Source organism: Pseudomonas sp. DWRC2-2 (assembly GCF_049897885.1).
Taxonomy (GTDB): domain Bacteria; phylum Pseudomonadota; class Gammaproteobacteria; order Pseudomonadales; family Pseudomonadaceae; genus Aquipseudomonas; species Aquipseudomonas azotoformans_A.
The window spans coordinates 159,510-184,423 of record NZ_JAFCXD010000001.1; the positions used below are offsets into that span (position 1 = coordinate 159,510).

The window sequence follows — 24,914 nt, forward strand, 5'->3', positions numbered from 1 at the left end:
CCTTATATAGGGGGTGAGTCTCGGCGCCTCGATAAGACGCTGGCTCCGATCATACGGTTGGCCGGCGGTTTTGAACACTCGGGGCACAATTGGCATGAGCGGCATTAAAAATTTGCAGTGCCCTCGCCGCCTTACGTGATGATCGGGCTATGATCGGCCATCTGAACCGGACGCCCTATGCCCCATGCCCGTTGACCTGCAAGCCCTTTATCCCAAACTGATCCACTTGATGCTGGATACGGTCTTCGTCGTCGACAGCGATAACCAGATTGTCTTCGTAAGTGATGCCTGCGAGGCACTGCTCGGTTACCGCGCCCAAGAGCTCACCGGCACCCTGATCACCGACTACATGCACCCTGAAGACCTGGCGCGCACGCGTGCCTCCATTGTTCGGGTCATGAATGGCCAACCCCATGTCGACTTCCGCAATCGTTACCTGCGCAAGGACGGCAGCGTCGTGCACATCCTGTGGGCGGCCTTCTGGTCCAAGGACGTCGGTGCGCGGATCGGTGTCGCGCGCGACGTCACGGCGCTCACCCAGGCCGAGGAAGAACTACGCTTCCTTGCCCATCATGATCCGCTCACAGCCCTCACCAATCGGTCGCTGTTCAATGAGCGGCTGGACCAGACCCTGCACGCTGCGCGGCGTCACAACCACACGCTTGCGTTGCTGTTTCTGGACATCAATGACTTCAAGGGCATCAACGATGTCCACGGGCATGCCATGGGCGATCGCGTACTGTGCGTGATTGCCCGACGACTGGAGCGCTGCGTACGCGAAAGCGACCTGGTGGCGCGGATGGGCGGGGATGAATTCACGGTGCTGATCACGGACATCCAGTCGCAGGACGCAGTAGCCGGGAAAGTGGCGCAGATCCTGGCGGTCATGGCTGAGCCGTTGGGCGCTGAGTTTGGCGGGGTGAAGATGCCGTCCTGCAGCGTCGGCGTGGCGTATTACCCGGGGGACGGGGAGGATGCGGATACGCTGCTGAGTCATGCCGATGGTGAGATGTATCGGGTGAAAAGGTTGCGCTGTAACTGACCGACACCAAGCAAATGCCCCGACAGGTCGGGGCATTTCAAGCCTTACGCGACTCACCAGAGCTTCTTGGACCAAGAAGCACTCGCGGTGGGTCTGCCTGTATTATTTGGCTTGACGAAGCACAAGCTCCGACAGACGGGTCTTCACCCGGAAGCAGAACTCACGAATTTGAAATTGATAGGCGGGCATGACCATATAGTTCAAATCAGAACCCAATGAGTCTTTGATTTCCATGTATTTAGCGGTCTTGGCAGCAATGGCTTGGTATTCCGCCTCGTATTTAACGTAGGACGGCTTGTTGTAAACCTTCAGAACATCCAGCTCTTTACGGCATTGCTCGGCGCGACTGGTTTCAGACTCTGGCTGAGCGGCCTCTGCAGAGGTATGGGCTGGAGCGTCAGCAACAGGGGCAGCCTCATATCGTACGGTGTAATTGGCAGACGACGCAGGTGCGACTTCAGGTGGTACTTCATGGACGACGGCAGGGGGCGGAGTCACTTCAGTTTTTTCTGGAGTTTTCGTAGCGCATCCCGCGAGGGCAAGTCCTACCACTACAACGATGCCACACATTTTATCCATCGGTTTCACCAAGAAGTAATTATGGTTGGCTGAGTCGTAAGGTTCTGGGTAAAAGCAATAGCTCACTCAATGTTCGAGTGTAAATTTCTACCAGACTCAAGGCGCTCAGCCTCTCTTCCTTGAGCGCACAGACGGGTAATAGTAGTAAAAAAACAAAGAGATGACGAGAAAAAGCTCGATCGCAGAGCAGATGATAGGGGCCATGCAAGACATGCATCCGCCAAGCCCTTCAAATAGGCAAAATTTCGGAGCACCTATGCTGAAGGTCCTCAATAACAACGGCCCGAAAATGGGGCCGTTGTGATGTTGGCCATCAAGACTTGACCCAATCCAAGTCTACCGCCCCCTGAATACCGTCAACCTGGCCCTTGCTGCTGTGCTGCCACCACTCCCAGCTTTTGCCCTTGGCGCTCCAGGTTTCAGGTACCGTGGGCTGAGCCACCTCCCAATGAGCAATCCACAGCGGGCACTCACTGAAGTCGTACTTGCGCCAGGCCACGCGGTTACTCCAGATGCTGGGAGAGGCGTAAATATGCGGGTATGCCCCCTCCAGCAGCGAAACCCTGACCAGCGTCACCAACTGAAACAGGGCATCGGCCATCTGATCCGGGCTGGCACCTTCGTTGCGATTGGTCTCGACATCAATCACCAGCCTATCCCGCCCGGCTTTGAACGCCACCTCGGCCAAACGCCCCTTGATGTTGTTCAACTGCTCGCACGGCGTACTGCTCAAGGCACGGAAATAATGATAGACCCCGGCTTTCAAACCGTTTGCCTGCATACCTTGAAAGTTCGTAACAAATTTTGGATCGGTGTAGTCTCCACCTTCCGTCATTTTAGCGATTGCATGGGTGATGCCCGCATTCGCAACGCGGCTCCAGTCAATATCGCCCTGCCAGCGCGACACATCGATGCCCCGCGCATTGTCGTTTTTTATCGGTTCGTTGCAATTCATCTGTGCGTTCCTGCGATGGATGTCGGGTCGATTCTTTCATCGACTTACATCGGCAATGCACTATGGGGATACCGCACCCGGCAATAACTAAATGACAGGCAAAAAAAATCCCGCAGAGCCTCTGGCTCGCGGGATTTCTTTATGTGTTTGGCGGGAAACCAGGCCGACAAAGGCTTTTCATTCGAACATTTCATGCTGAATCAGGTTGCGCCAGGAGGATTCAATGGCCCGAGGTAGATAGGGCTGAAGCCGATATTCGGTTGCGAACACAGTTTCATATTCAGTCATGGCATCCGAGCAAATCGCGTCAGAAACGGGGGTACAGACTGGGGTATGCAGCAGCATTTGTCGCTTGGCGGAGGAAAATTCGAACCTGTCATATTGTCGAAGGTGGCAGCTCGTCTTCACGCAATAACTAAACACTCGTCAAAGCCTGGTGCTGCAGTCCCCTGCTCTGCCCTCTGAAACCCCCACAACCAACGCTGGCTACTTTGTCTTATTGCTACCCAAAAAATTGATGGCAAACGAATCACGCTCCTGATGGTGACACATGGCGAAATGCTTGCTGCCTGCGTTATTCTGACAAAACAAGGGGCCTTTGCGCCCATGATTTCAGCGGCAACCGAGAGCTGCAATTAAAGTCGAGAAGACCATTCCCGCGCTCGTATTCCCGCCACTGCTGTGACGCATCGACGGGGCAGATAGGTGCCTGCCGGAAGATATTGGCAAAGTATCTGAGTATAAGAATTTTATGGTAGCTCTGGCTGAGTAGCGCAGCGCGTCGGACTCTTTGATTCAACCTTGTCAAAATGGCTATGCACAAACTCGGGAAAGCCGTAAGCCCTTAAAAGGAATTGAGATGTTCAAAAGGATCAAAGCGTTTTTCATCAGCGAAAAAGTATCTGTCGACGTGCCGCCGCCCGAGCCCGCCACTCCGGGACATCAATACGCCTCGGACCAACCGATTGTCACCCGCGCCGACGACCGTTTTAATCGTGCCCCTTTTGCCACGCGCATGGCCGATACAATTGCAACACGAGTAGATCCTGCGAGCATCGTCATTGGACTCTATGGACCGTGGGGAGACGGCAAAACATCCGTACTGGAAATGATGGAGGAGGCGCTGAAAGCCTACCCAGATGTAATCTGCGTGAAATTTAATCCCTGGCACTTTCAGTCTGAAGACCAACTACTCCGTGGCTTTTTCGCAACACTCGCAGGGGCTTTAAATCAGTCGCTTCCCAATTTTAAAGAGCGTGCAGGCGACGCACTACAGCAATACGGCTCTTTGCTGTCGCTCGGCTCACTAACTGTTGCCGGAGTGCTTCAAATCAACCCTGGAGATGCTGCAAAGGGGCTAGGGGAATCGCTATCAGCGGTCAAATTGGAAGAGCTGAAGCAGAGGATAGAATCGATTCTTGAGAAATGTGGCAAACGCGTGGTCACATTTATTGATGACATAGACCGTCTAGATCGCAACGAAACCCATGCAATATTCAAGCTGGTGAAATTGTCAGCAAGCTTTCGTCATACCTCTTACGTACTGGCCTTCGATGATGCCGTCGTATCCGCGGCATTGGGCGAACGCTATGGCCAAGGCGGCGAGCGCGCGGGCCGTGCATTTCTTGAGAAAATCATTCAAGTTCCGCTCCACCTTCCCCCAGCTGATGAGAAAAGCCTGCGCAACCTGACGTTTGAAGGGGTACAGGCAGCTTTGGATCAGGCTGAAATTCCACTCACCCAATCAATGGCCGATACGTTTGGACGGCATTTTGTTGATGGCCTCGAACCGCGCCTCACTACACCGCGCCTTGGGAAATTGTATGCCAACGCGTTGACCTTTGCGCTTCCATTGCTCAAGGGTGAAGTCGACACTGTGGATCTCATGTTAATTGAGGGTATACGTATCTTTTACCCTAACTTGTATGCCGAAATCCGCAGCAATCCTGATTTGCTCTTGAAGCAAGCTCAAGCTCAGAACCAAAACGCATTCGCGCAAGCACCTCAAGAAAGCCCCCTCGACACCTTACTTATCCGTAGTTTGCCTGAGGCCACTCAGCAAGAACGCCTGCGTGTCAGAAGAGGGCTGCTTGAGCCGCTCTTCCCACGCACAGGCCGCATGGGTTACGGCAGCGAATGGGATCAAACATGGGCGCGAAAGCAAAAAGCCTGCTCAAGAGAATATTTCGCGCGCTACTTCACGTACGGTATTCCTCACGGGGACGTGGGGGATGCTGCGATTCATTCGCTGCTGGAAAGTTTCACACGGGCCAATGACGCTGAGCGAATTGAACTCCTCACGGACTTTTCGTCGCGCGGAGCCTTTCCAAAACTTGTTCAAAAACTTCGTGCACACGCTGAAGAAATATCAGAAGAGCAGGCATACGCACTGATGGTCACGCTTTCTGCCAATGCAACACTGATGCCCCGAGAGCGCGGGCCAATGGTGATAGGCGGTACCATCATGCAGGGGGGCATGCTGGTATCTGAATTACTGAGGCGGATACCTGATCCTGACGCCCGACAACGTGCCGCAGAAGAAGTAATCGAGGCAGCTAATCCGCTAGGATTTGGAATGGAATGCTGTCGATGGATTCATCACCATGAAGGACGCCATGAAGACGAGCGCGTTTTTTCTGATGCCATTGAGGAGATCTTAAACCAACGTCTGGCTCACAAAATTCGCAGTGCAGACAGCGAACGCCCACTCTTTGTTTCTGACCCCAAAGACATGCCGAGTCTGTACTGGCTTTGGAATAAGCATCTTGGAAATACGTCTGTACGAAAAGCACTCACTGCTCACTTCGAAGCGGAGCCAATTGGTGTCGACACTTTTCTGGAGTGCTTTGTTGGTGAGGGCTGGTTTGTAGAGTCAGGGCTGCCTGTCAGGTCTGACTTTGAAAGGCGCAGCTACGATTCTGTCGCGGACCTAATAACGCCAGAGTTGATCGCAGAGAACCTGCGAACCCGTTACGGTAACGCATTGCGCGATCCGGTGTATCACCCGGAAGAACATTTACCGCCTGCTTTGAAAACAGCCCATCAATTTATGTACATCCACCAGCAGGTATTGAATGACCCAAAGCAAAACGATCCCACTCCCTCATCCGGCGCAAAGTAAGTGTCGAATCTTGACGCGCTGACTTAAGCAACTGGAGGCCAAAGGGATCTATGGATTGGACGTTAGAAAAATGCACGCGATATCTCTACGTGCTTGAGCTCGCGAACGATAAATTCTATGTGGGACAATCCAAAGATCCAGACAAGCGCATCCGCAAACATTTCAATGGGAGCGGTTCAGCGTGGACACGCCTACATCCGCCGGTGAAAGAACTGATGCGAAGTCGCCTTGAGTACGTGGATTACCGAATGGGTGAACTGGCAGAAAACGAATTAGTACTGCAGTTGATGCACCAGCATGGCTATCAAAATGTTCGCGGGGGATTCTTTTCCAACACCAATGTTGAGCACGTTGAAAAAGGGCTCATCAGCCATGGCTACGGTTTAGTACTTTCGGCTACTACATCTTCAGAATGCCTCGCAAACGCGGACGGTAACCTCGCCCCCAGACTGTCACGCAACACAAGTGTGCTTGACACCGTGACTCAAACATCGAGTCCGACAAGGCAAAATACCGAGTATTTCCTGTTTGTTCTGACGCTGGAGGATGACTGCTACTACGTTGGCTACAGCAGCAAGCCCGATGTGCGAATCAAGCGCTACTTTTCCGGAAAAGGTGCAACCTGGACAGCGCTTCACAAGCCTGTCGGAGTATTGACCACTCGTTCACTAGGCCTCCTGTGCGAGTCTGACGCCGCTACCAAGGCTGCCGATGCTACGTTATCCATGATGAAGCTGTTCGGTTGGCGCAACGTGCGTGGTGCAGCCTGGAAGTCGGTGGATCCTGATATAACTTTTAAACAGCTTCGAACCTACGGTTACGTGCCTTCGAACTAGGCTGGCAGGATAATAAATGCCAACATCTGGCACTCCGTAGCCAGAGGCAAGAATGTCAGCAGCTTCGAACAGAGCGGCAACTTCGACGAGGTCAACCACGGGAAAATTGGTAGGAGGTTCCCAGATCGTGAACTGCGCGCCACCCTTATATTTATTCATGCTCAAGGTGTTTGCCAGTTCTTAACATAGCCAAGAAATTCGCCATGTGACCTACGCTGGGTACGCCAACTATCGATGTCAGCGAGCTTATCCCTAGTCTGAGCGGTCGTGACCACCAGGCGCCTCTTGGCACGCGAGATCCCCACGAAGAACGTACAGCGGACTTCATGGGTGTCCTTGCCCCAATAGGCCTCCTCCTCCACACCGAGCAAAATCACCGAATCAAACTCCAGGCCCTTGCTCTTGTGGACTGTCAGAATCCGGATCGACTGATCATCAGACAGTTGGGCAAGCGCCTTGAGCAAGTCAGGCTCTTGGCCGAGTGCTGCATCGATGTGCTTCTTGATATCGCGGATGATCTCCTTCAAACGGTCACGCGACTCGTAATCATGAGAGAGGCTCGTCAGCAGGCTCACGCCCACCATGGACAGAAACCCTTTGAGCAACGTCCACCTCTGAGCATAGTTTTTTGCGGCAAGGTCCTCGGCAGCAGTCTTGCGTGCCTCCTTGATGAACCTGTTCCAATCGTTTCGAACGGAACCGCCATGTTCGTCATCATCTGCGGGAATGATCCGCCGCAATAACCTCGTCCAGGCTTTCGGCTCGCGCGAACCATAGAGGCACAGCAGAAAGTCCACGACGACCAAGGCAATGGGCTCGGTGGTGATGTCCTGCATCTGATTTTCGTTACGGTAGGCGATCCCAAGCCCATCAAGCGCAGAGGTCAAACGGACGGTATAAGCCTCAGGATAACTTCTGACCAACACCGCAATTTCGGAGGGCGCCACGCCCTCGATGTTGATCCAGGTGTTGATCTGATCGGCAAGGCTGAAGGCCTCGCTGGAACAGTTATTGAAAGACTGAAGCAAGATCTCGCCGCCCTCGCCGCCCAAGAGTTCTACGGGCATCTCGGAACCGGGATCGAGGACTTTTATGAGGTCGTTCTGCAGCCTGAGAAGCTGAGGTTGTGAGCGAAAATTGCGGTAGATGTTGAGATGGATGGCCGAAAAGTCTGCCTCAAACTTTCCGAATACGCCTTCGAGCGCGCCTGCCCAGCCCATGATTTTCTGTTTAACGTCGCCGACCGCAGTGACCCGGCGCTCAGTACCACCAAAAATCTTGCTGACCAGCGAGTACTGCTCATACGTGCAGTCCTGAAACTCATCGAGAAACACGTCACTGTAAGTTTGCCTGACGGCGCTCACCGCCATGGGATAGGCGTCGAGAATCTTTAGGGCCAGCGGGATCAGAAGCCCGAACTCGGTCTGGGCAGGGTGTACCTTCCCTTTGGGTACCACTCGAAAACCCGCGTCTAGCGCATCGTCGCCGGTGAGAACAGGGCGAAATCGCTCGATAATCCGCTTCGCGAAGCCATGGAACGTGTAGCTGTCGAACCGGCTGGCGTAGTCGGGCCCGCATCGCCGCCACACCCGCTCTTTCAGGTTATTGCTCGCATCCACCTTGAAGGCAATGGCCAATATCCTCTTCGGGTAACGGCATGCACCCGTGGTCAGCAGGAAGTCAGCGCGCTGGGCAAGCAGTTCAGACTTGCCTGCACCCGGGCCAGCAGTCAGCGCCACGCACCGTTTGACCTCCCTGACAGCTGCCTCCGCATTTGGCTCCAAAACAATGCCCTCGGATGACTTCCAATCCTCGGAGGAAATCATTCAGACAGACCTTCAATCTTGTCGATCACGAAATCTGCCAGACGATTTAGAGACGCCGGCATTTTGGCTATCAACTGAGCATTCGTCAGGTTGGAAAGCGCTTCGATATGCGACTTGGGCTTGCTGTCGAGCTTGAAAAGTTTGTGGTAGGCGACAAAGTGCTTTCGTTCGATCAACGAGTATTGGAAACGATCGTGATGACTATCACCCAGCACGGACTTGGTTTGCCCCTGTTTCGGAACAACCAGGTCTTCCGGGGCCAATCCGTACGCAAGCGGATAGGCCCTGAGCATCGAAAAGTCCAGATCCATCGGCGCGGAAAAAAATACTCCAAACTGCTCCAAATTCGCTATGCAGGATTTGTATTTCGGATCCTTCTCAACCTGCAGAATTTTATGGGTCAGATCATTCCATGCAGGTAGACTCTTGAGTTCATCGTCTGTCAGGTACAAATCGCCCTGGCGATGCTTTTTCATCTCAGTCGCGACGTATTTGATACGACCCCATCCCCCACCGAAACGCGCCACGTCCAGATCCAGCAGCGTGACGTAAGGGATCTTGAGGCCACTGAGCAGCCTCCAAAAGTGATTGATATGGCGACCACCTAGTGGAGCGATGGTGATGGCTGCTTCATCGACTTGCAGATTCTTCGCTGCGAGCAGCCGAGGCAGGACTATCTCCTCACTGTCGCCCTCCCCTAGGATGACCAGCCGAGAAAAATAAACCTCAGGATAGGCCTGAACGGCCTCTCTCACGAACTTATAGGCCTCACCCTTCTCATTGGGTGGCATTTGAATCTTCGTCACCACGGTGCATCGCGACTCGATCAATCTCAGGTACCTGATGGCCGATGGATCTACGCGTCGAAGCATAGAAGGCGCATGCGTAGCAATCAGAGCCTGGGAGTCGGCAAATTGGGAATCCCCAACCAACCCTTTGAGGGACGACACGATTCGCCCCAAGTAATGCGGCGACAGGCTGTTCTCTGGTTCTTCCAAAGCGACGATGGTGAACACCGCAGGCCTTAGCTTTTCAGCGTCAAAGGAATCGTCATTACCATGCAGCACCGCTCGCCCGACGGCCTGAGAAGACAAAACCAGCGAGAGGTAGAGCATCGATTTTTGGCCATCACTCAACCGCGAGAAATCGACTAGTTGCTCCCCATGACCTGGGGAGAACGACACAGAAAGATGGCGCAACAGCGACTCGATTTCATTGGCCATGAACGTAACGCTCGGCTGCGTGAAAAACTGGCCCTTGTGAAGTTCTTTCCAAGTCTTGGTCAGGCCGGCGCTGAGGCTGAGCACGGATTCATTCTGGGTCAGGCTTTGGGAAATGTCCGAGGTGAGCTGCTGGATCGTCTCGCGCTGCTCCGTCCAGTTCACAGCTCGCAGTAAACGTCCCAGCAAGGCGTTCGCACCATAGGCGATATGGTCAGCCGGATCCCGGCGAGCTGGAAGGTAGTGAACCTGGATGAAGTTTCGCTCGTCTCTGGGCACTGGGGCGGTGTCGACCGGAGCATCATCTTCATTCACGTCCAGGACGTACACCAGGCTCTGTTCGATTTCATCATCAATGCCGATGGTGGCATTCAGACGATACCTCACTCGGGGCATACCATCAGGAGTATCTAGGCGCATATGCCCAAAGTGAGCGGGAATCGTCGGGTGTTCGTTCTCGACGTCACTGAGTTCGGGAAAGGTGAATTCAGCCTCGATCCACAGCGCTCGCTGATCGGGAGCCTGAGTCTCATCGTGCGGGACGAAGAAATCTGATTTGCGGAGTCGCCGCTGATTCGGGTCAAACGAAAAGAGACGGCAAAGCGCCTGTAAAGTCGCAGTCTTCCCTGAGCCATTCGGCCCGATCAGGAATGTAAGGTCAGACAGATCAACAATTTCTGGTTCTGCACCAAACGATTGAAAACCACAGATGCGAACGAACTGAAGCTTCAAAGTAGAATCCTTTCCAAGTGAGGTCAGCGGTGCTTGAAGATAAAAGGTTCAATCGCAACTAGACGCTCAATTAATCCAACAGCGAACATCGCCGACGCTTAGCCAATCCAGCCGCGAGCATTGCGATCCAATTCGACGAATACGTCGACCTCTGGCTAAGAGCCAGTCACGACGCGCCAGAAGCCGAGTCTTCGTAGAACACGTGCCTGGTCTGCACGAGGAAGAGTCGTAAACCACTACGCGTACGCGAGCATTTCACGGATCTTACGTCCCCAGGCTTTATCGTGGATCAGACGCTTATGGTTGTGATCGCCGTTGATGATCTCGTCCTTGGTCAGGGTCGACAGGACTTCCCAATCCTCACCAAACTTATAGGTGGCGTTATCCAAATGTGAGCTTTCAAGAAGATAAATCCCACGTTTGACAAAGCCAAAGACGAAGTAACCTTGGTAGCCACCTCGGCCCGTGGCAAAGAAATCAGGCTCGAATCGAGTAATCTCCCTGATACGGTGCTCGATCACTCCCTGCTCTGAAGGTCGCAAACCGGCCAGATATGGTTTCACGATGGCCTCTGCGCTCTTCCAAGGGTACTTCCCAGGAGGAAGCAAATCCCACTGCAGCTGGCGTGCCTGCACCTTTGCAATGCGTTTGCGGTCGACGTCGAAAATCTCAAACTCCTGGAAAAATTCGAGCATGAGGTTCGCCACGTGAATAAGCGCGGTGGACGGTTCATCGATTTTCACCCTGCGCGTCACGACGTATTCCTTCCCATCAATGACATTCAGAGAAAGGTGCTCCATGGGCGGACGAACAAAGTCGATGGGATACACATCCATGGTTCGGATTTGCACACCACTGTGATCGTTGCCATGCCAGTCTTTCCAGCTCCGGTACTGAGGGACTAATTTTTTGATGAGCGGGAGATCTCGCCGTTTGATCTCCTTGCCGCGCGCATTGAATTCGCTGACTTTGCCGATCGTCGCAGGAAGGATAGTGTCACCGTCTTTTTCAAGGTGAGCGATCGCTAGCCGCGCCTGAAGGTTCTGATCGACCTTTTCTCGCTCAATCACGAAAAGCATTTCACGGGCACCATGCGAGTGCACGATGATTCGATTAACGCTGTTGATTGACTTGCCTGTGACCATCGCTATCGCCCCTGCTTTCCGTGAGAGGAGCCCAAGGTAGCATACTGCCAGCAGATCTGAAGCGACTGGTCGCTTGACCGGCATTTGTCTATCGAATCCGCAGTCGTGAGTTGCTAAGGTGGGAGGTTGCTCAGGCGGTGAACGCCCAATGGCCGGTAGTCAGGTTTGATGCAATTGGAGTTTCTGGGATGCCGTATACGCCGTTGTCGAGCAAGACTTCAGGGAGGCCATGGACCTGGTCTATTTGACCAGGCAGCGGCCTGCTGACGTGCTGATCATGCACAGAGACGATATAGAGGGGGTTTACTTCCTGGTAACTCAGAGCAAGACCGGGCAGAGGCTCCGGATCCTAATGCGTTCGAAAGCAGGGGAAAATAGCTTGGCGAAACTGGGCAGGAAGATCGGTGAAAGGAATTCCGGGCATCCGTCCAAATATTTGTTGATCGTCAGGCATGGAAAGCGGATGACGAAAAGGATGTTGCGATTGCGCTGGGACAAAGCGACGGAGAAGGGGCGGCAATGAGCAATGGATCAGGTAGACCCGATGCTCACCGCGAAGATCGGCGGGTTTCAATTTCGTGATATCGAGCCAAAGGCAGCATCGGAAATCGTCGACATTGATGACGCAAACCTGCTGCTGGGACACAGCAAACAGGAAATTACCAAACGCGTTAATAGGAGGATCGGCGCTACCGCGAAGCCTTCAAAATAGAAAAGTTCTGGAACACTTCCATAATAGTTATGGAACGCCTATGACAAACCGTCTCGCGCTACTCGAACCCCAGAAACACGAAAGCCCCGCATTCGGCGGGGCTTTCGTTTGAATCTTGGCGGGAAACCAGGGATTCGAACCCTGGAGACGCTATTAACGTCCGCAGGTTTTCAAGACCAAGCTGCTGAAGTTTCAGGTGGAGGTGATCCTGTCTGGCGAGATTCCAAAAGAACACGTCGCACAGTGCCAGGGTGGCCTGTGGATATCGGAACGCGAGTGGATCGACTTTGTTTGCTACTGGCCCGGCATGCCCCTGTTCATCAAGCGCGCTTACCGGGACGAAGCGTTGATCCGTAAGCTCTCTGAGCGCGTGAAGACCTTCTACGAAATCCTTAGACCGCATGAACCAAGTGCTGGGGATCGCAGCATGATCAGCAACCACCTAAGCCTGGTCGAGGCACTACGGCCAGCATCGGACGAACTTGCAGCAGCGGTTGACCAGTACCTGGCGGCTGGCGGCTGGCGGCTGGCGGCAAGATCGAAGTAGCTGAGCCCATCGGCTACAAGCCAAAGCCCATCACCTACAGTAACCAGATGCCGCCGGCGCCAAAGCCGTTCGTTCGGCGGCGTGTTGAGCCTATCGAGCCGCCGCCCCCTACCCCGCTTGAGATTCGGCAGGAGCAGCGCCGCAAGCGTGTTGATCTGGTGATGCAGCTCGCACGCACTCACACCCAGTCCGAAGTCATCGATGCCACGGGCATTGGCCGGCGCACGCTGCTCGCCATGTCGAAAGAGTTCGACTTCAAGTTCAAGCGATCCGCCCACGGCGGCCACAACAGTCCCGAGCGAAAGAAGGCCTTGGCTGAGCGCGATGCAGTGCTGGTCGAGCGGATCAAGGCTTACAAAGAGCTTGGCATCAGTCGGCGACGGGTATGCGTAAAGCTCTACATCACCAGCGGCACACTCAAGCGGATACTCGAAACTCACTCAATCGACTATCCCATGTCTGCTGCAGGTGGTAACCGATGCGCCGCATAGCCCGCACCCAGCAACGCAAACGTCAAACCTGGCTCGCACTGCCGGCCAGCGGAATAGAAGAGGTAGGCCATGGCCAAGACTGTGCAGGAACGATCTGCCAAGGCAGCGCAGAAGCGGCTTGCCGTCGCCGAGAAGGAATTACGGCACAAAGTCAGACCGGGTATCGAGCAGGCTATGGAACGGATCCGGCTGCGCGGCCAAGTACCGATCATCAGCGAGGTCCTGCAGATCGCTATCATGAAGATGGACTTGATGGGCGACGACGAACTCGCGGCCTTTTTGGCTCATCCGCGCCACGAAATCGTGATTAGCGAAAACGTGGCGCGGATGTTTCGGATCGAGAGCCTGGCAGAACTAAATTGAGATCCGGGCGATGAAGTAATACCTCCCGCCCGCTAAATTTATCAAATCGTTTCATATGGCCTGAATGTCGAAAAATCAGACTCCGTACCTATCAACGGCACATAGACTTCACTGATCGGTACATTCGGAAATTCCGTGACTTCGAAAATACTGTACCGAGGAGAGTCCGTCACATCAAATAAACTAGGACCCCATTGCGCCACCTGTAGTATATGCAACGCAGCACACGCATTCAGCACGTGTTCCAGTGTGGATATGTGAAAGTTTGATTCACGATCGTGTTTTACTGCATTGTAAGCATCGTACCAGGCTAATGACGAAGTAGGGGCAGTGCCGTCCCATGAGACGTATGGAGAAAAGCTACAATGTGGGTAGTCCTTCAATCGTGTCTTGTAACTTCCGAGCCGGAGGGGCGCCTTCAGTAAAAAGTAGTCTTTTGTGGTATGTCGAGTAACTTGTTTGCTCGGGTAATTCAGGTCATATATTGGCTTCCAATTGGCCTCAATCTCCGTACAAAGCAATATAAGCAACTCTCTGAGCTTATGACTGAAAACCCCATAATTCGGTTGGTCAGGCTCCACAAACCTGAAAACCTCACTAACCTCCTTGAACAGACTTTCAGACGCTACCACCGACCCCATGAACGAGCGGCCATAGACTAGTTGCGGATTTAGTACATCATATTGATCAAGAAACGGATTACCTCGGTGCCCTCTCCATATGCGAGGCAAGAACTCGCCGGCGTCGAGCAACACCTTTTTGAAATCTGCAGGAGTCAAATGCTTTTGATCACTTAGCAATGGCGAAAGATAATTTAGGAGAGTTGCCTCGTCTCTGAGTTTATCTGCCCCTCCTATATCATCTATCGTGTGAAGGGAGATGGAGTGAGCGCCATAGGACACATCCTTCTTCACAATCTGAACGCCGTCCGTTTGGACTGTTACCCACGCCAGGCCTTCGACCCCACGGTCATAAACGTACCTATTTCCAATCATTCGCGCCTCCCCGTGACCCGGCCTCATGCCGGGCCGAACACAAATACCCCATATCAACGAATCACACCAGCTGGCGAGGCTACCATGGCCTGTTTGGCGATCTGCCATTTTTTACCATCCAGGTTAAAAATTCATTTCCCCTAGGCGCAATAAAAAGAGCATCGTCCGTCTTTGTTATAAGCTCCCTGACAACCAAAAAATCTATAAATGGGGTCATCTCCCATTCATTAAGATGCGGAGCGAAACGATCTTTGTAGGCCTGCCACTCTCTCACAGCTTCATCGTTTGGAAAGCCAGCGACTCCTCGTTCGTTCAGCAGTTGAAGCAATTGAATCTGCCCACCAAAAATAACCGAATACGTATTTTCAAATAACCACAACACCCGCCAGTTCGCGTCGGTCATGACAAGATACTGGATTTGCTCAGTTTGATTTTTGTTAAGAATCTCACCCTGTATTAAACCTAATGCAACCGCAAAGGTACTTGGGTAATCACCACTATGGGCATGCTGAAGTTTCTCTTCGTCTCTAAGTGACGGCTGCACAAGTGGAGGTTGCGGATCAACCTCAACACCAGTCGCCCCCACCTTTTTAATTCGAGGAAGAATGCTTTTTATTTCACTGCTGAAGCAATAAACACTGACGATGAAGATTATTAAAGTCGCGTGCGGCCAGCCCAGACCGCCCCAGATTGTGGCAAATAGGTGTTGAAACCATTCCCATATTGCCACTACGCCCGCGATAAATAACGACCAGTTACCACTGGCTTCAGTTGCACTGTTCAATAGCCCCCCCATTCCCGGCCCCATGCCAGCCTTAAAGCAATAGCCCACATGCTCAAATTACGCCACCGCCCGGGCATGGCCCGGCAAGGACTCCCCATGCCTACAGAAAACCGAAACCACCCTGAAGACCACTCCGCTATCGAACGCCTGCACCAGAACTATGTGGGCAAGATCGAGCGCTTCTCCGATGAGGTGATGACCTTTCAGGATGCGGCCTACGCCATGGGATTGGATCGCGGAAAGAAGCTCGCCAGCAAGCCCGGCGTAACGCTCCAGGCTGACCGCTCCAATCGCGTGTACGTGGCCGGACCCATGACTGGTATCGCCGACTTCAACTACCCGGCCTTCAACACCGTGGCCGACCAGCTTCGCGCCCAGGGGTTCGAAGTCGAGAAACCGGCAGACCACGGCATCGTCGAGGGTGCCCAGTGGACGGACTACATGGCCTACAACCTCACCCGCCTGGGGCTGTGCGGCGTTATCGCCTTGCTACCGGACTGGGAGAAATCGCAAGGCGCCAAGCTGGAAGTCCAGATCGCCGAACGCCTCGGCATGACGGTTGTGAATGCCGCCGATCTGATTACGAGGGAGGCTGCAACCCATGCCTGATTTCAGAAGAAAGCGCGACGGCGCGCTGTACTCCACGAACCGGAAAGTCTGCCGTCGGCCGGGTTGGGACCACTGGGGCGACTGCTACCACCTGGTGCCGATCTGGGAAGGACGAAGCCACTACAAAACTGTCGAGGCGTTCAATCGCGAATACCTCACCCTCGCAGGAGAGAAGCCGTGAGCGAAGTAGAGCGCTACTGGATCGAACCAAGCCGATTGGTTCAGGAAGGCTGGCACCAGGACGACACCTGCGTGGTGAAGGACTGGGCATACGACCGCGTTGTCGCCGAGCGTGACGCCCTACAACAGCGCCTGACCGCAGCCGATCAGGAGATAGATGATTTGCGGGCTGAACTCAAGGTTGTACGCATGGGACCCTGCAAGATGATCGTCGGGGACGAACTGCCATGACCCACAAAAGCTACAGGCTCGATCCGAACGTGAGGACCATCACAGACTTGGTGACCGATAAGCAGATGCACAGCTCATTCCAGGGCACCAACTTCGGCCACAATGACTTTCGCGGGCTACTGGGCCAGGACTGCATCAAGGCGCTGGCCGGCTGGCACCAGGGCCACACGCTGACGACCATCCTTGAAGAGCTGCGGCTGATCAGCTGGAACCGGCAGGTTGGCAAGATCAAGGTCACAGCGAAAGGCCGCCACTACATTTGGCTCGCCTTCAAGGGCCGGCCTGGCGTCTGAGTCGGGCGAGGGTACACGCGATCTTAAATGACTAAAACCTGGTCGCCCACGCCTCTCTAACGAACCACCAAATAATCATCTGAAACAGAAATACACCCCATATCACGGCGGCACTCGCGAAAAGCCAATAAGCCGGGACTGCCGCAGAAAAACGAGGCTTGAGGAAGCTATGTCCCGCCACGATTAGCTGAAACGCAACCACCAAGGTTCCGATAGATACAAGCGCACCCGCGACACTTGCCACGCCGCCAAAAAGCGCTGTCATAAAGCTAGCTTCCTTTGTTAACGCCTGCAGCCATACAAGAGAGACACCGGTGATGGACGCAACAGAGCTTATGACGCTCAGGTGCTCTGTCCATTTCATATCTTTCATATCCGCTCCTTAGAAATTAGCAGCGGATAGTCGCATAACCATATTAAAAAGCCACTATTTCAGCCGCTGTAGCGGCTAGGAACCCGACATGCCTGAAGAAAAGAGAATCCCCGACGAAACCTAGTCAGCCAATGAAGAGCTGTTCAATTGCGAGAGTCTTGTTGAGCTGCTGGACGAGAACGACGACCTTGACGTTGGGGCAACCGTTTGGAGGGGAGAGAAATTCCCGATAAACACCGCTGGCTATGTCGATGCGGGCGACGTCATTGAAATGCTCGGCGAGCGCGCCTATGACGATGTGGGCGAATTCGCGGAGGACTGGCCGGATGTTCCTGATGAGGCCCGCCAGGAGCTCGACGAATTTCTGTCCGCATGGATAAGCAACCATTGCACCGCGACGTTCTACCGCGTGCGCAACGTCGTCGAGTACCAGATCACCGCAGAGGATTTGGCGGATCGGGTGACGCCATGATCGCCACCCTCTGGTTCGCCTACGTGTTCATCTACAAGGGACCAAGGCAATGAATCAACACGTCCGAGTAAATACGGCTGATCTGATCGGCCAAGCCTTGAACTGGGCAATGGCCCAAGCCGAAGGAAAGCGGGCCAGAATCACCAAGAGCGGCGTTCGCCTAGCACTGGGCGGAAGCACTTACGGGAAGATTAATCCGGCCACCGACGAGAAGGCCGGGACACTAGCGATACTGCGGCACCGCGTGCGTTTTGATGTTCGGATGCCTAACCATCAATGGGCTGCCCGGGTTGGAGAGGTCATCGCCGGCGGCCCAACCATCACTATTGCAGCTTGCCGCGCTATCGCCGTCGCCAGTCTTGGCGATGTCATCGACATCCCCGCCGAACTCGTTTAAGCCCAACCCCCCTACATGCCTGCCGGTGAGCGGCTGGCGAGGTATTCCTATGTCCGAATTGATCGTTGCACAACTGATGGCATTCCGAGGCCAGGGTGAAGAAGCCGGCGTAGAGGAATCAGTCTTGCTTGAGGTTGTCGACTTCTCGAAAAACGGAGATATCGAAATCGCCTTCACATCACAAAAGTTGATCGGCAAGCCGCGAGTCTATCTGACCTTGTCTTCGCCTGAACTTGTGGCGAAAGGCATGGCGCTGGTCGGAACGAATACACCCTAACCCACCTTCTGCCGCCCAGCGCGGCAAGGACACCTCAATGGAAATGCAAAGCGAAACCCTTGCCGAAGAAGAGTTGGCGGCGATCACCGGCTACATGATCCCGTCGGGCCAGATTGCGTGGCTCAATCGGAACGGCTGGAAATACGTACTGACCCGGGCGCGTCGGCCGGTTGTTGGCCGGGTCTATGCCCGGATGAAGCTGGCAGGCGTGAAGCCATCAGCTGAAAACGTCGCGGCCGAGGCTTGGTCGCTGGATCTTTCAAAAGTAGGATAATTCGATGCGAGCAAAAAAGGCGGCAAACAGGGATCTGCCGCCGCGAATGATTCGGCGGGTGCCCACGCTGAAAGGCGGTAAAGAGTGGGTTGGGTACTATTACGACGGGAGGAATGAAGACGGGAAGCGAATAGAAATACCGCTCGGGGGTGACTTGGATATCGCCAAGGCTGAATGGGCAAAGCTCGATTGCAAGCCAGTGCCGAAGAAGAATGCTTTACTGGGCCAGGTGTTCGACCGTTATGAACGAGAGATCATCCCCGGCAAAGCGCCGAAGACGCAGAGCGATAACCTGCTGAGCCTGAAGCAGCTGCGCAAAGCTTTCTGCGATGCGCCCATCGACGCGGCGACGCCGCAGATCATCGCCCAGTACCGAGACGGCCGAACCGCCAAGGTGCGAGCCAACCGCGAGATCTCCCTGCTCTCGCACATCTACAACATCGCCCGAGAGTGGGGGTTAACCGAGAACAACCCTGCCGCCGGCGTGCGCAAGAACAAAGAGGCACCGCGAGACTTTTACGCGACAGAGGAAATCTGGAACGCTGTGTACGGCAATGCCGCCTCAGAACTGCGTGACGCGATGGACCTCGCCTACCTCACCGGGCAGCGCCCGGCCGACGTGCTGTCGATGCGTGAGGCGGATGCAGTCAATGAGTTCCTGCAGGTAGCTCAGGGTAAGACCGCCAAGAAGCTGCGCATCCGGCTGACCGCCGCCGGCGCGCTCAATGATTTGGGCATTCTGGTGGCAAGGCTGATCGAGCAAAGACGCTTGCGGGGGGTCAGAAACCCCTACCTGATAGTCACCGAGGACGGCAGGCAGGTTACAAAGCACATGCTCCGTCTCCGCTTCGACGATGCTCGCGACAAGGCGATCACCATCGCCAGAGAAAACGGCGATGGAGTGTTGGCAGCCAGCATTCGAAATTTCCAGTTCCGCGACATCCGTCCCAAGGCTGCAAGCGAAATCCTCGACGTTGGAGATGCAAGCCGGCTCCTGGGCCACACCGACAAGCGGATAACCGAGACCGTTTATAGACGCGTCGGGGAGATCGTGAAGCCGACTCGCTGACCGCAATTTGCAACGAGTTGCGGAAAACGCCTGAAATGATGCGGAAACGATCGGCCTGTACGCTGATAGCTTTGCCAAATCCCAGAAACACAAAAGCCCCGCAATCGCGGGGCTTTCGTTTGAATCTTGGCGGGAAACCAGGGATTCGAACCCTGGAGACGCTATTAACGTCCGCCGGTTTTCAAGACCGATACGCAAACGCATGCAGGCTATGGCCTAGAGGGTAACCGGAGTTCCTGAACTGACAATCACCGACCGGGCTGGAGGCCGCATTCTACAAGGGGTGCGGCTTTAGTTTCGGAACCGATTCCCTCCCCCTCCTCCGGCGTCTTGCCGACCGAACACAAATTCCCCAAATTGCACCGACTGCTAAGCTGTTCCCTTTACAGAGGAACAGCCATGCCCAATTCAGACCTACTCCCTTCCCTGCTCTCAAAACTCTACGAAAACCAGCTGGCCCTAGAGGCTGCGATCATGGAGCTTACGAATTGGGTTGAACAACGTGGCTCCGCGGAGGTGGCTGAAAACATACGTGGCGCCTTACACACCATCGATCAGAATGAAGAGTTCATTAAGCTGACACTGGCAGTTCTCATGGCGCCGGAGTAATCGCTACTTGCAGGCCACCGACCAGAGCTGGTCGAGCTTGGTGGTGTAGCTCTGGCTCATCATCTCGCGCCTCATGCCCCACTCTGGATTCGTGGGTACGCTGGCAGATCTCAGCGTTCCCTTTCCCCACCTGTCATTGATCTGGTCCAGCACAGTCATCACTCTAGTGGCCTCAGCCGGCTGCGAGACTGCGAAAAGATCATCGGTGTACTCGCCAGGCTGGCAGAGGTTTAGCAGCATCACCTCGGCCTTGCTGTACTTAAATCCTGGCCGGAATATACGGTCGAGCGCATCAACGGCCGCTTTGGTGAGTAGCCGAACGTCATCGGTTGGATACGGCATGTCCACCACTACCCCGTTCGCGTACTTCGCCTCTTCCGGGTTGAACATGCCAGTGCGTATGCACACGCGGACCTTCTTGCAAAGCGAGTTCTGAGCGCGGAGCTTTTCAGAGGCTCGCATCATGTAGGTGGCTACCGCCTCTTTGATCGGGGCAAGGTCGGTCAAGCGCATGCCAAACATTCGGCTGCAGCAAATTTCCTGTTTCGGCGGATCCGGCTCGTCCAGCTCAAGACACGAGGTGCCGGCCAGCTCGCGCGCCGTCTTCTCGATCACAACGCTGAATTTCTTACGAAGCGTCCAAGGATCGGCTTTGGCCAGGTCCATTGCGGACTTAATGCCCAGCGCGTCGAGGTGGAGCTTCATTTTGCGGCCCACGCCCCACACCTCAGATACATCGGTGTTGCGCAAAACCCAATCACGCTTCACCGGGTCGGTAATGTTTACCACTCCCCCTGTCTGCGCCTGCAAGCGTTTCGCCGTATGGTTCGCCAGCTTGGCCAGGGTCTTCGTATTGGCGATGCCGACACCAACGGGAATGCCGGTGCAGCGCAGTACTTGGGCTCGAATCTGCCTGCCGAGCGCGTCAAGTTCACCAACTCCAGTGAGGTCGGCGAAGGCTTCGTCGATGCTGTAGATCTCCACGGCGGGCACCATGCTCTCGATCAGCGTCATTACCCGCTCACTCATGTCCCCGTAAAGGGCGTAATTTGATGAAAACGGGACAATGCCGTGTTGCTTGAGCTTGTGCTTGATCTGGAAATACGGTTCTCCCATCTTGATGAAAGGTTTCGCGTCGTAGCTTCGGGCGATGACGCATCCGTCATTGTTACTCAACACGACGATGGGCGTCTTTGCCAGATCCGGCCTAAATACCCGCTCACAACTGGCATAGAAGCTGTTGCAGTCGATTAGCGCGAATACCGGCAAATTAGACATGGCTGCGTACTGTACCGGTGATCACTCCCCAGATAGACAACTCGTCGCCTTCCAACACGTAACGCGCGGGGTACTTGGGGTTTTCGGATAGCAAGATAACTTCTTTGCCACGCTTGCACAGTCTCTTGCACATAGGGTCATTGTTGAGCAACGCCACGACGATGTGGCCGTGGGCCGGCTCAATGGATCGATCCACCACCGCCAGGTCACCCTCAAATATTCCCGCGCCCTGCATGCTTTCGCCGGTGATCATCACTAGGTAGACGTGCGGAGCCCTGATGTTGAGTACTTCATCCAGGGAAATATGCTGCTCAATGTGATCGGCCGCAGGCGACGGAAAGCCGGCCGGTACGTGAAACGAGCAGAGAGGCAGTTTTACGCCGCCGCTGGCAATTGGACCCAGGATGTTGAAGCTCATGACAATGCCTTGTGCAAATACTGTACGAATGTACAGTTAACTTTGTACGAAGCTTGCGGTCAATTTCTCTGTAGGGGATTTCGACGGGCGGAGGTGTGGCTATGTGCGGTCGATTCGTGCAGTACGAGGGGATGGCGATCTACATCGAGGAGCTGAGCCCTCAGATCGAGCTGTTCAGTGGCTACGACGCCGAGCCAATAAACCGGTTCAATGTCGCGCCGTCGACGCGTGTGCAACTGCTGCACAGCAAAGAGGATGGTTTGCACATTGATGCTGTGCATTGGGGATGGGCGCCATTCTGGGCGAAGGGAAAGCGGCCTGATCCGATAAACGCTCGGGTCGAGACCGTGACTACCGGGAAGTTCTTTAAACAGCTTTGGCCGACTGGCCGGGCAATCGTACCCAGTGAAGGCTGGTACGAATGGGTCAAAGACCCAAACGATCCGAAAAAGAAGCAGCCCTACTTCATCAGATTGAAAACTAGAAAGCCCATGTTTTTTGGTGCCTTGGCCCAAATTCACCCAGGCCTAGACCCGCACGAAGGTGACGGCTTCGTCATCATCACCGCTGCCAGCGATCAGGGAATGGTCGACATACATGACCGCCGGCCATTAGTGCTTACCCCTGAGCACGCCAATGAATGGCTCGATCCTGACCTTTCGCCCACACGCGCGGAGGAAATAGCAAAGGAACTATGCCAACCAACCGAACAATTTGAGTGGTTCCCTGTAGGAAAAGCGGTGGGCAACGTGAGAAATCAGGGTCCGCAGCTTATAGAGCCGGACCCATCAGCTGAAAAACCACATGACGATCACGACCGCCGTGACCCAGCCGAGAGTAAGCAGAAATGAAAGGCCTGCAAGCCGCTTGTCCATGGTCCCCCTTTTCTGTTGACTAGGCGATCGCTATACGAACGCCAGCCTTAAGGGTAGTTCAGTATGCTCAACGGACAACTGCCCTGACGTATGCCTGGCAAGCCCGCAGCGCGATCAGTCCTTGGTCACCGGCGTCCGTGATGCCGACAATTCTTTGAGCATGCGCTGGGTCAAGTTGGACTCGACGGGCTGCATGAACCACGCCGACGGCGCCGGGGGTGGCAGGCAAGTTACAGCCATTGACTGAAGCCGTGGCGTCGAGAAGGACTGACAGCCGCAGTTCAGTAGTAGCAATGCGGCCACGCAGCAGAGCTTGATTACGCTGAGCATCGGATAATTCCTTGGTATGTTGTTGATCGGAGGAAGCAAGCTGCTGCTCGGTGGCCAGCCGTCTGTCTTGCTCGGTGCGGGCCTGAGCTGCAGCGGCATTGCCAATCGCGGCCAAATCCGTCTGGAACTGTGCGCCCTGCTCCGCTAGCGTCTTGCCGAGGCGCCAGTCCTGGACCTGCCAGGTGCCGGCGGCGCTGATCATCATCGCCAGCAGGATCGCTGCCAGGATCTGCCCGGGCTTCACGACATCACCCCGCCCGCCAGTCGGTACTGCTTCAGCAGATCCTCCAGCCGGTGCTCGCGCTGGCCATACCCGGCGCCCGGTAGACTGGCCCAGATGTTCCGGCACTTCGCGATAGCCGTCTCAATCCGTCCGGCAAGAACGTCAGGCAATGCCCTGCACTCGCGAATGTGCTGCAGCGCCAAAAGGTCCTGACTGATCGGACTGAAGTCCGACAGCTTGAGCAGGGCCTTGTAGTGCGGCCAGTCCCTCAGCATCTGCTGATAGCGGCCAGATGCATTGGAGGTCAGCCCCTTACTATTGATGACCTTCGATGCACGCCCCTTCGCGAAAGGGTGATCAGTGAAGTCCTTAAACACTTCGGGTTTGCGGTCGATGCCGGTCACGATCACGTCGTAACCGTCCATAGCCGTGGCCGGTGAGGTGCTCGTGCCCTCACTCCATCCGAGCATATCGAGGAAGGCCAGCACGTTACGGCTGCCGGCGAGTGATTCGGAAAGTCGCGCCATTAGTTTTCTCCAGGCATAAAAAAGCCGCCAAGCGGCGGCGGTCAAAGTGGTTAAGCGGGCGTTTCAGGGGGTGACATCAAAGCTCTAAAACCTTGACCTCCTTGGATTTCTTCGTCTTCTTGCTTTTGGCCTTGGCCTTACCTTTCTTGCCGCCGTTACACTCAACAGTGGTCGACCAGCCCGCTTGGGTGAATACCTGCTCCACCGAGTCGACCAGGTACTCACCGTCAATGCCGACTTTGAAGCCCACGGCGTTTACTGATCGCTCGGCAAACAGATCGGTACGCCCAGGCATTTCAAGGCGAACACTTGCCGAGGACCGATTGAAGGCCGTCAGGCGAGCCTTGGCGGCTTGTTCCGCAGCGGTCTTGTTCGGGTAGATATGCCGGTCGGTGTGAACCGCCGGCAACCCATCAGGCGCATCGGTGTTGTCCAGACTGATGAGCTTCAGCTCACCTGTTTTCTTGTCCTGGTGTTTGGTGGCCACAGTCTTGTGTGTGTTGCGATCACCTAGGCGAAACTGCCACCGGCTAACGTCCTGGCGCGTGATGGTGACGGCGCCGAAGGCCTTACCGCTCGCACTGGTGCCGCCGTCGCGGGTCATGACAATCAACTTCCCATCGGCCACCTTGGCCGTACAGTCGTGCTGCTTGGCAATGCGAGTGATGAAATTAAAGTCCGACTCGCTGAGCTGATCAGCCCGGGGAACGTTCGTGGAGACGTTGCACACCGGCGTCCAGCCGTTGCGGGCGGCCACGTCGGCCACGATCTTGGACAGCGGCACGTCTTCCCAGCTACCACTACGCACGGTCTTGCCGGTGCCGCGCATGTCGCCCGCCTTGCCGCGCACGACGATGGTGTCAGGCGGGCCGGATATCTCGACTTCGTCCACCATGTAACGCCCCAGGCGAACCATGGACGTCTCGGCGTAGCCCATGTAGATCTCAATGCCGGCGCCGCGCTTTGGCAGCGCCACGGCGCTGTCACGATCGTCAATGCGTAGCTCAAAGTCGTCCGACTCCATGCCTGGCTTGTCAGTGGTTTTCAGCAGCAACAGGCGGTCGTTGATCAGCGCGGTAATGTCTTTACCGTCAGCAACGACGCGAAAGCGAGGGGTCATAGTTCACCCAG

At 54.9% G+C, this 24,914-nt stretch carries 29 protein-coding genes and 1 pseudogene; 18 read left to right on the forward strand and 12 right to left on the reverse strand.

Translation table 11 applies throughout. The features are described 5' to 3' along the window. Window positions 1-184: 184 nt before the first annotated feature. Entirely contained in the window at window positions 185-1,042 is an 858-nt protein-coding gene (locus ACP7EW_RS00840; RefSeq protein WP_426214624.1) for a diguanylate cyclase domain-containing protein, read from the forward strand. A 102-nt stretch (window positions 1,043-1,144) separates the two neighbouring features. Here ACP7EW_RS00840 and ACP7EW_RS00845 read toward each other — a convergent pair whose 3' ends face one another. Both ACP7EW_RS00845 and ACP7EW_RS00850 read right to left on the reverse strand, forming a co-directional pair. Beyond that, window positions 1,145-1,621, reverse strand: coding sequence for a hypothetical protein (locus tag ACP7EW_RS00845; RefSeq protein ID WP_426214626.1), 477 nt, complete (start codon window positions 1,619-1,621; stop codon window positions 1,145-1,147). A gap of 313 nt (window positions 1,622-1,934) precedes the next feature. Then, the gene (locus tag ACP7EW_RS00850) at window positions 1,935-2,576 is read right to left on the reverse strand and encodes a glycoside hydrolase family 25 protein (protein WP_426214628.1); all 642 of its coding nucleotides are present in this window, start codon (window positions 2,574-2,576) and stop codon (window positions 1,935-1,937) included. A gap of 859 nt (window positions 2,577-3,435) precedes the next feature. On the opposite strand from ACP7EW_RS00850, the gene ACP7EW_RS00855 reads away from it, so the two are divergent. Next, window positions 3,436-5,697, forward strand: coding sequence for a KAP family P-loop NTPase fold protein (locus ACP7EW_RS00855; protein WP_426214630.1), 2,262 nt, complete (start codon window positions 3,436-3,438; stop codon window positions 5,695-5,697). Between the two features lie 50 nt (window positions 5,698-5,747). Beyond that, a complete protein-coding gene (locus tag ACP7EW_RS00860) occupies window positions 5,748-6,533 on the forward strand; it encodes a GIY-YIG nuclease family protein (RefSeq protein ID WP_426214632.1) in 786 nt (261 codons plus the stop codon). 161 nt (window positions 6,534-6,694) lie between these two features. Here ACP7EW_RS00860 and ACP7EW_RS00865 read toward each other — a convergent pair whose 3' ends face one another. From ACP7EW_RS00865 to ACP7EW_RS00875, 3 genes are all read right to left on the reverse strand, one after another. After that, window positions 6,695-8,359, reverse strand: a complete 1,665-nt coding sequence (locus ACP7EW_RS00865) for a UvrD-helicase domain-containing protein (protein ID WP_426214634.1) — start codon at window positions 8,357-8,359, stop codon at window positions 6,695-6,697. Beyond that, window positions 8,356-10,311, reverse strand: a complete 1,956-nt coding sequence (locus tag ACP7EW_RS00870; RefSeq protein ID WP_426214636.1) for an ATP-dependent nuclease — start codon at window positions 10,309-10,311, stop codon at window positions 8,356-8,358. Before ACP7EW_RS00870 ends, ACP7EW_RS00865 begins: the two co-directional genes overlap by 4 nt. Window positions 10,312-10,547: 236 nt before the next feature. After that, entirely contained in the window at window positions 10,548-11,456 is a 909-nt protein-coding gene (locus tag ACP7EW_RS00875; protein WP_426214638.1) for a hypothetical protein, read from the reverse strand. Window positions 11,457-11,982: 526 nt separating this feature from the next. Here ACP7EW_RS00875 and ACP7EW_RS00880 point away from each other — a divergent pair. The 4 genes and pseudogenes from ACP7EW_RS00880 (at window position 11,983) to ACP7EW_RS00895 (ending at window position 13,569) form a co-directional block, all read left to right on the forward strand. Then, the gene (locus ACP7EW_RS00880) at window positions 11,983-12,168 is read left to right on the forward strand and encodes a hypothetical protein (RefSeq protein ID WP_426214640.1); all 186 of its coding nucleotides are present in this window, start codon (window positions 11,983-11,985) and stop codon (window positions 12,166-12,168) included. A gap of 172 nt (window positions 12,169-12,340) precedes the next feature. Next, window positions 12,341-12,599 (forward strand): annotated as a pseudogene (locus ACP7EW_RS00885) (exonuclease); the annotation flags it as partial. 277 nt (window positions 12,600-12,876) lie between these two features. Then, window positions 12,877-13,206, forward strand: a complete 330-nt coding sequence (locus tag ACP7EW_RS00890; RefSeq protein WP_426214642.1) for a hypothetical protein — start codon at window positions 12,877-12,879, stop codon at window positions 13,204-13,206. Between the two features lie 69 nt (window positions 13,207-13,275). Then, on the forward strand, window positions 13,276-13,569 hold the full coding sequence (locus ACP7EW_RS00895) for a hypothetical protein (protein ID WP_426214644.1): 294 nt from the start codon (window positions 13,276-13,278) through the stop codon (window positions 13,567-13,569). A gap of 1,074 nt (window positions 13,570-14,643) precedes the next feature. Here the strand turns inward: ACP7EW_RS00895 and ACP7EW_RS00900 are convergent. Continuing rightward, window positions 14,644-15,348: a hypothetical protein gene (locus ACP7EW_RS00900; protein WP_426214646.1), complete on the reverse strand. Its 705-nt coding sequence runs from the start codon at window positions 15,346-15,348 to the stop codon at window positions 14,644-14,646. Window positions 15,349-15,444: 96 nt separating this feature from the next. Here ACP7EW_RS00900 and ACP7EW_RS00905 point away from each other — a divergent pair, with 96 nt between their 5' ends. The 4 genes from ACP7EW_RS00905 to ACP7EW_RS00920 are packed head-to-tail and all read left to right on the forward strand — an operon-like array spanning window position 15,445 to window position 16,661. Beyond that, window positions 15,445-15,957: a DUF4406 domain-containing protein gene (locus tag ACP7EW_RS00905; protein ID WP_426214648.1), complete on the forward strand. Its 513-nt coding sequence runs from the start codon at window positions 15,445-15,447 to the stop codon at window positions 15,955-15,957. Next, a complete protein-coding gene (locus tag ACP7EW_RS00910; protein WP_426214650.1) occupies window positions 15,950-16,138 on the forward strand; it encodes a hypothetical protein in 189 nt (62 codons plus the stop codon). Before ACP7EW_RS00905 ends, ACP7EW_RS00910 begins: the two co-directional genes overlap by 8 nt. Continuing rightward, window positions 16,135-16,368, forward strand: coding sequence for a hypothetical protein (locus tag ACP7EW_RS00915; RefSeq protein ID WP_426214651.1), 234 nt, complete (start codon window positions 16,135-16,137; stop codon window positions 16,366-16,368). The genes ACP7EW_RS00910 and ACP7EW_RS00915 overlap by 4 nt, the downstream gene beginning before the upstream one ends. Next, window positions 16,365-16,661 carry a hypothetical protein gene (locus ACP7EW_RS00920; protein WP_426214653.1) on the forward strand — a complete coding sequence of 99 codons (297 nt, stop codon included), beginning with the start codon at window positions 16,365-16,367 and terminating at the stop codon, window positions 16,659-16,661. The genes ACP7EW_RS00915 and ACP7EW_RS00920 overlap by 4 nt, the downstream gene beginning before the upstream one ends. Before the next feature lie 31 nt (window positions 16,662-16,692). Here ACP7EW_RS00920 and ACP7EW_RS00925 read toward each other — a convergent pair whose 3' ends face one another. Then, window positions 16,693-17,034 carry a hypothetical protein gene (locus tag ACP7EW_RS00925; RefSeq protein ID WP_426214655.1) on the reverse strand — a complete coding sequence of 114 codons (342 nt, stop codon included), beginning with the start codon at window positions 17,032-17,034 and terminating at the stop codon, window positions 16,693-16,695. A 271-nt stretch (window positions 17,035-17,305) separates the two neighbouring features. Here ACP7EW_RS00925 and ACP7EW_RS00930 point away from each other — a divergent pair, with 271 nt between their 5' ends. The 6 genes from ACP7EW_RS00930 to ACP7EW_RS00955 all read left to right on the forward strand — a co-directional run bounded on the left by ACP7EW_RS00930 (window position 17,306) and on the right by ACP7EW_RS00955 (window position 20,132). Further along, the gene (locus ACP7EW_RS00930) at window positions 17,306-17,506 is read left to right on the forward strand and encodes a hypothetical protein (protein WP_426214657.1); all 201 of its coding nucleotides are present in this window, start codon (window positions 17,306-17,308) and stop codon (window positions 17,504-17,506) included. A 49-nt stretch (window positions 17,507-17,555) separates the two neighbouring features. After that, window positions 17,556-17,903, forward strand: a complete 348-nt coding sequence (locus ACP7EW_RS00935; RefSeq protein WP_426214659.1) for a phage protein NinX family protein — start codon at window positions 17,556-17,558, stop codon at window positions 17,901-17,903. Between the two features lie 49 nt (window positions 17,904-17,952). After that, window positions 17,953-18,180: a hypothetical protein gene (locus ACP7EW_RS00940; protein WP_426214661.1), complete on the forward strand. Its 228-nt coding sequence runs from the start codon at window positions 17,953-17,955 to the stop codon at window positions 18,178-18,180. A 37-nt stretch (window positions 18,181-18,217) separates the two neighbouring features. Beyond that, entirely contained in the window at window positions 18,218-18,454 is a 237-nt protein-coding gene (locus ACP7EW_RS00945; protein WP_017254529.1) for a DUF4224 domain-containing protein, read from the forward strand. Between the two features lie 4 nt (window positions 18,455-18,458). After that, window positions 18,459-19,523, forward strand: coding sequence for a tyrosine-type recombinase/integrase (locus tag ACP7EW_RS00950; RefSeq protein WP_426214663.1), 1,065 nt, complete (start codon window positions 18,459-18,461; stop codon window positions 19,521-19,523). A gap of 399 nt (window positions 19,524-19,922) precedes the next feature. After that, window positions 19,923-20,132: a hypothetical protein gene (locus tag ACP7EW_RS00955; RefSeq protein WP_426214665.1), complete on the forward strand. Its 210-nt coding sequence runs from the start codon at window positions 19,923-19,925 to the stop codon at window positions 20,130-20,132. A gap of 3 nt (window positions 20,133-20,135) precedes the next feature. Here ACP7EW_RS00955 and umuC read toward each other — a convergent pair whose 3' ends face one another. Together umuC and ACP7EW_RS00965 are read right to left on the reverse strand one after the other, a co-directional pair. Then, complete coding sequence (umuC, locus tag ACP7EW_RS00960) at window positions 20,136-21,410, reverse strand: translesion error-prone DNA polymerase V subunit UmuC (RefSeq protein ID WP_426214667.1); 1,275 nt, start codon at window positions 21,408-21,410, stop codon at window positions 20,136-20,138. Continuing rightward, window positions 21,403-21,828 carry a LexA family protein gene (locus ACP7EW_RS00965; protein WP_426214669.1) on the reverse strand — a complete coding sequence of 142 codons (426 nt, stop codon included), beginning with the start codon at window positions 21,826-21,828 and terminating at the stop codon, window positions 21,403-21,405. The genes umuC and ACP7EW_RS00965 overlap by 8 nt, the downstream gene beginning before the upstream one ends. 101 nt (window positions 21,829-21,929) lie before the next feature. Between ACP7EW_RS00965 and ACP7EW_RS00970 the strand changes: the two genes are divergently transcribed. Then, complete coding sequence (locus ACP7EW_RS00970; protein WP_426214671.1) at window positions 21,930-22,679, forward strand: SOS response-associated peptidase family protein; 750 nt, start codon at window positions 21,930-21,932, stop codon at window positions 22,677-22,679. A gap of 91 nt (window positions 22,680-22,770) precedes the next feature. On the opposite strand, the gene ACP7EW_RS00975 is transcribed toward ACP7EW_RS00970, so the two are convergent. From ACP7EW_RS00975 to ACP7EW_RS00985, 3 genes are all read right to left on the reverse strand, one after another. Further along, window positions 22,771-23,277 (reverse strand): lysis system i-spanin subunit Rz, encoded by a 507-nt coding sequence (locus tag ACP7EW_RS00975; protein ID WP_426214673.1) that lies wholly within the window; start codon window positions 23,275-23,277, stop codon window positions 22,771-22,773. Further along, window positions 23,274-23,783 (reverse strand): glycoside hydrolase family 104 protein, encoded by a 510-nt coding sequence (locus ACP7EW_RS00980; RefSeq protein ID WP_426214675.1) that lies wholly within the window; start codon window positions 23,781-23,783, stop codon window positions 23,274-23,276. Before ACP7EW_RS00980 ends, ACP7EW_RS00975 begins: the two co-directional genes overlap by 4 nt. A gap of 76 nt (window positions 23,784-23,859) precedes the next feature. Continuing rightward, window positions 23,860-24,903 (reverse strand): phage late control D family protein, encoded by a 1,044-nt coding sequence (locus tag ACP7EW_RS00985; protein WP_426214677.1) that lies wholly within the window; start codon window positions 24,901-24,903, stop codon window positions 23,860-23,862. Between the last annotated feature and the right edge of the window lie 11 nt (window positions 24,904-24,914).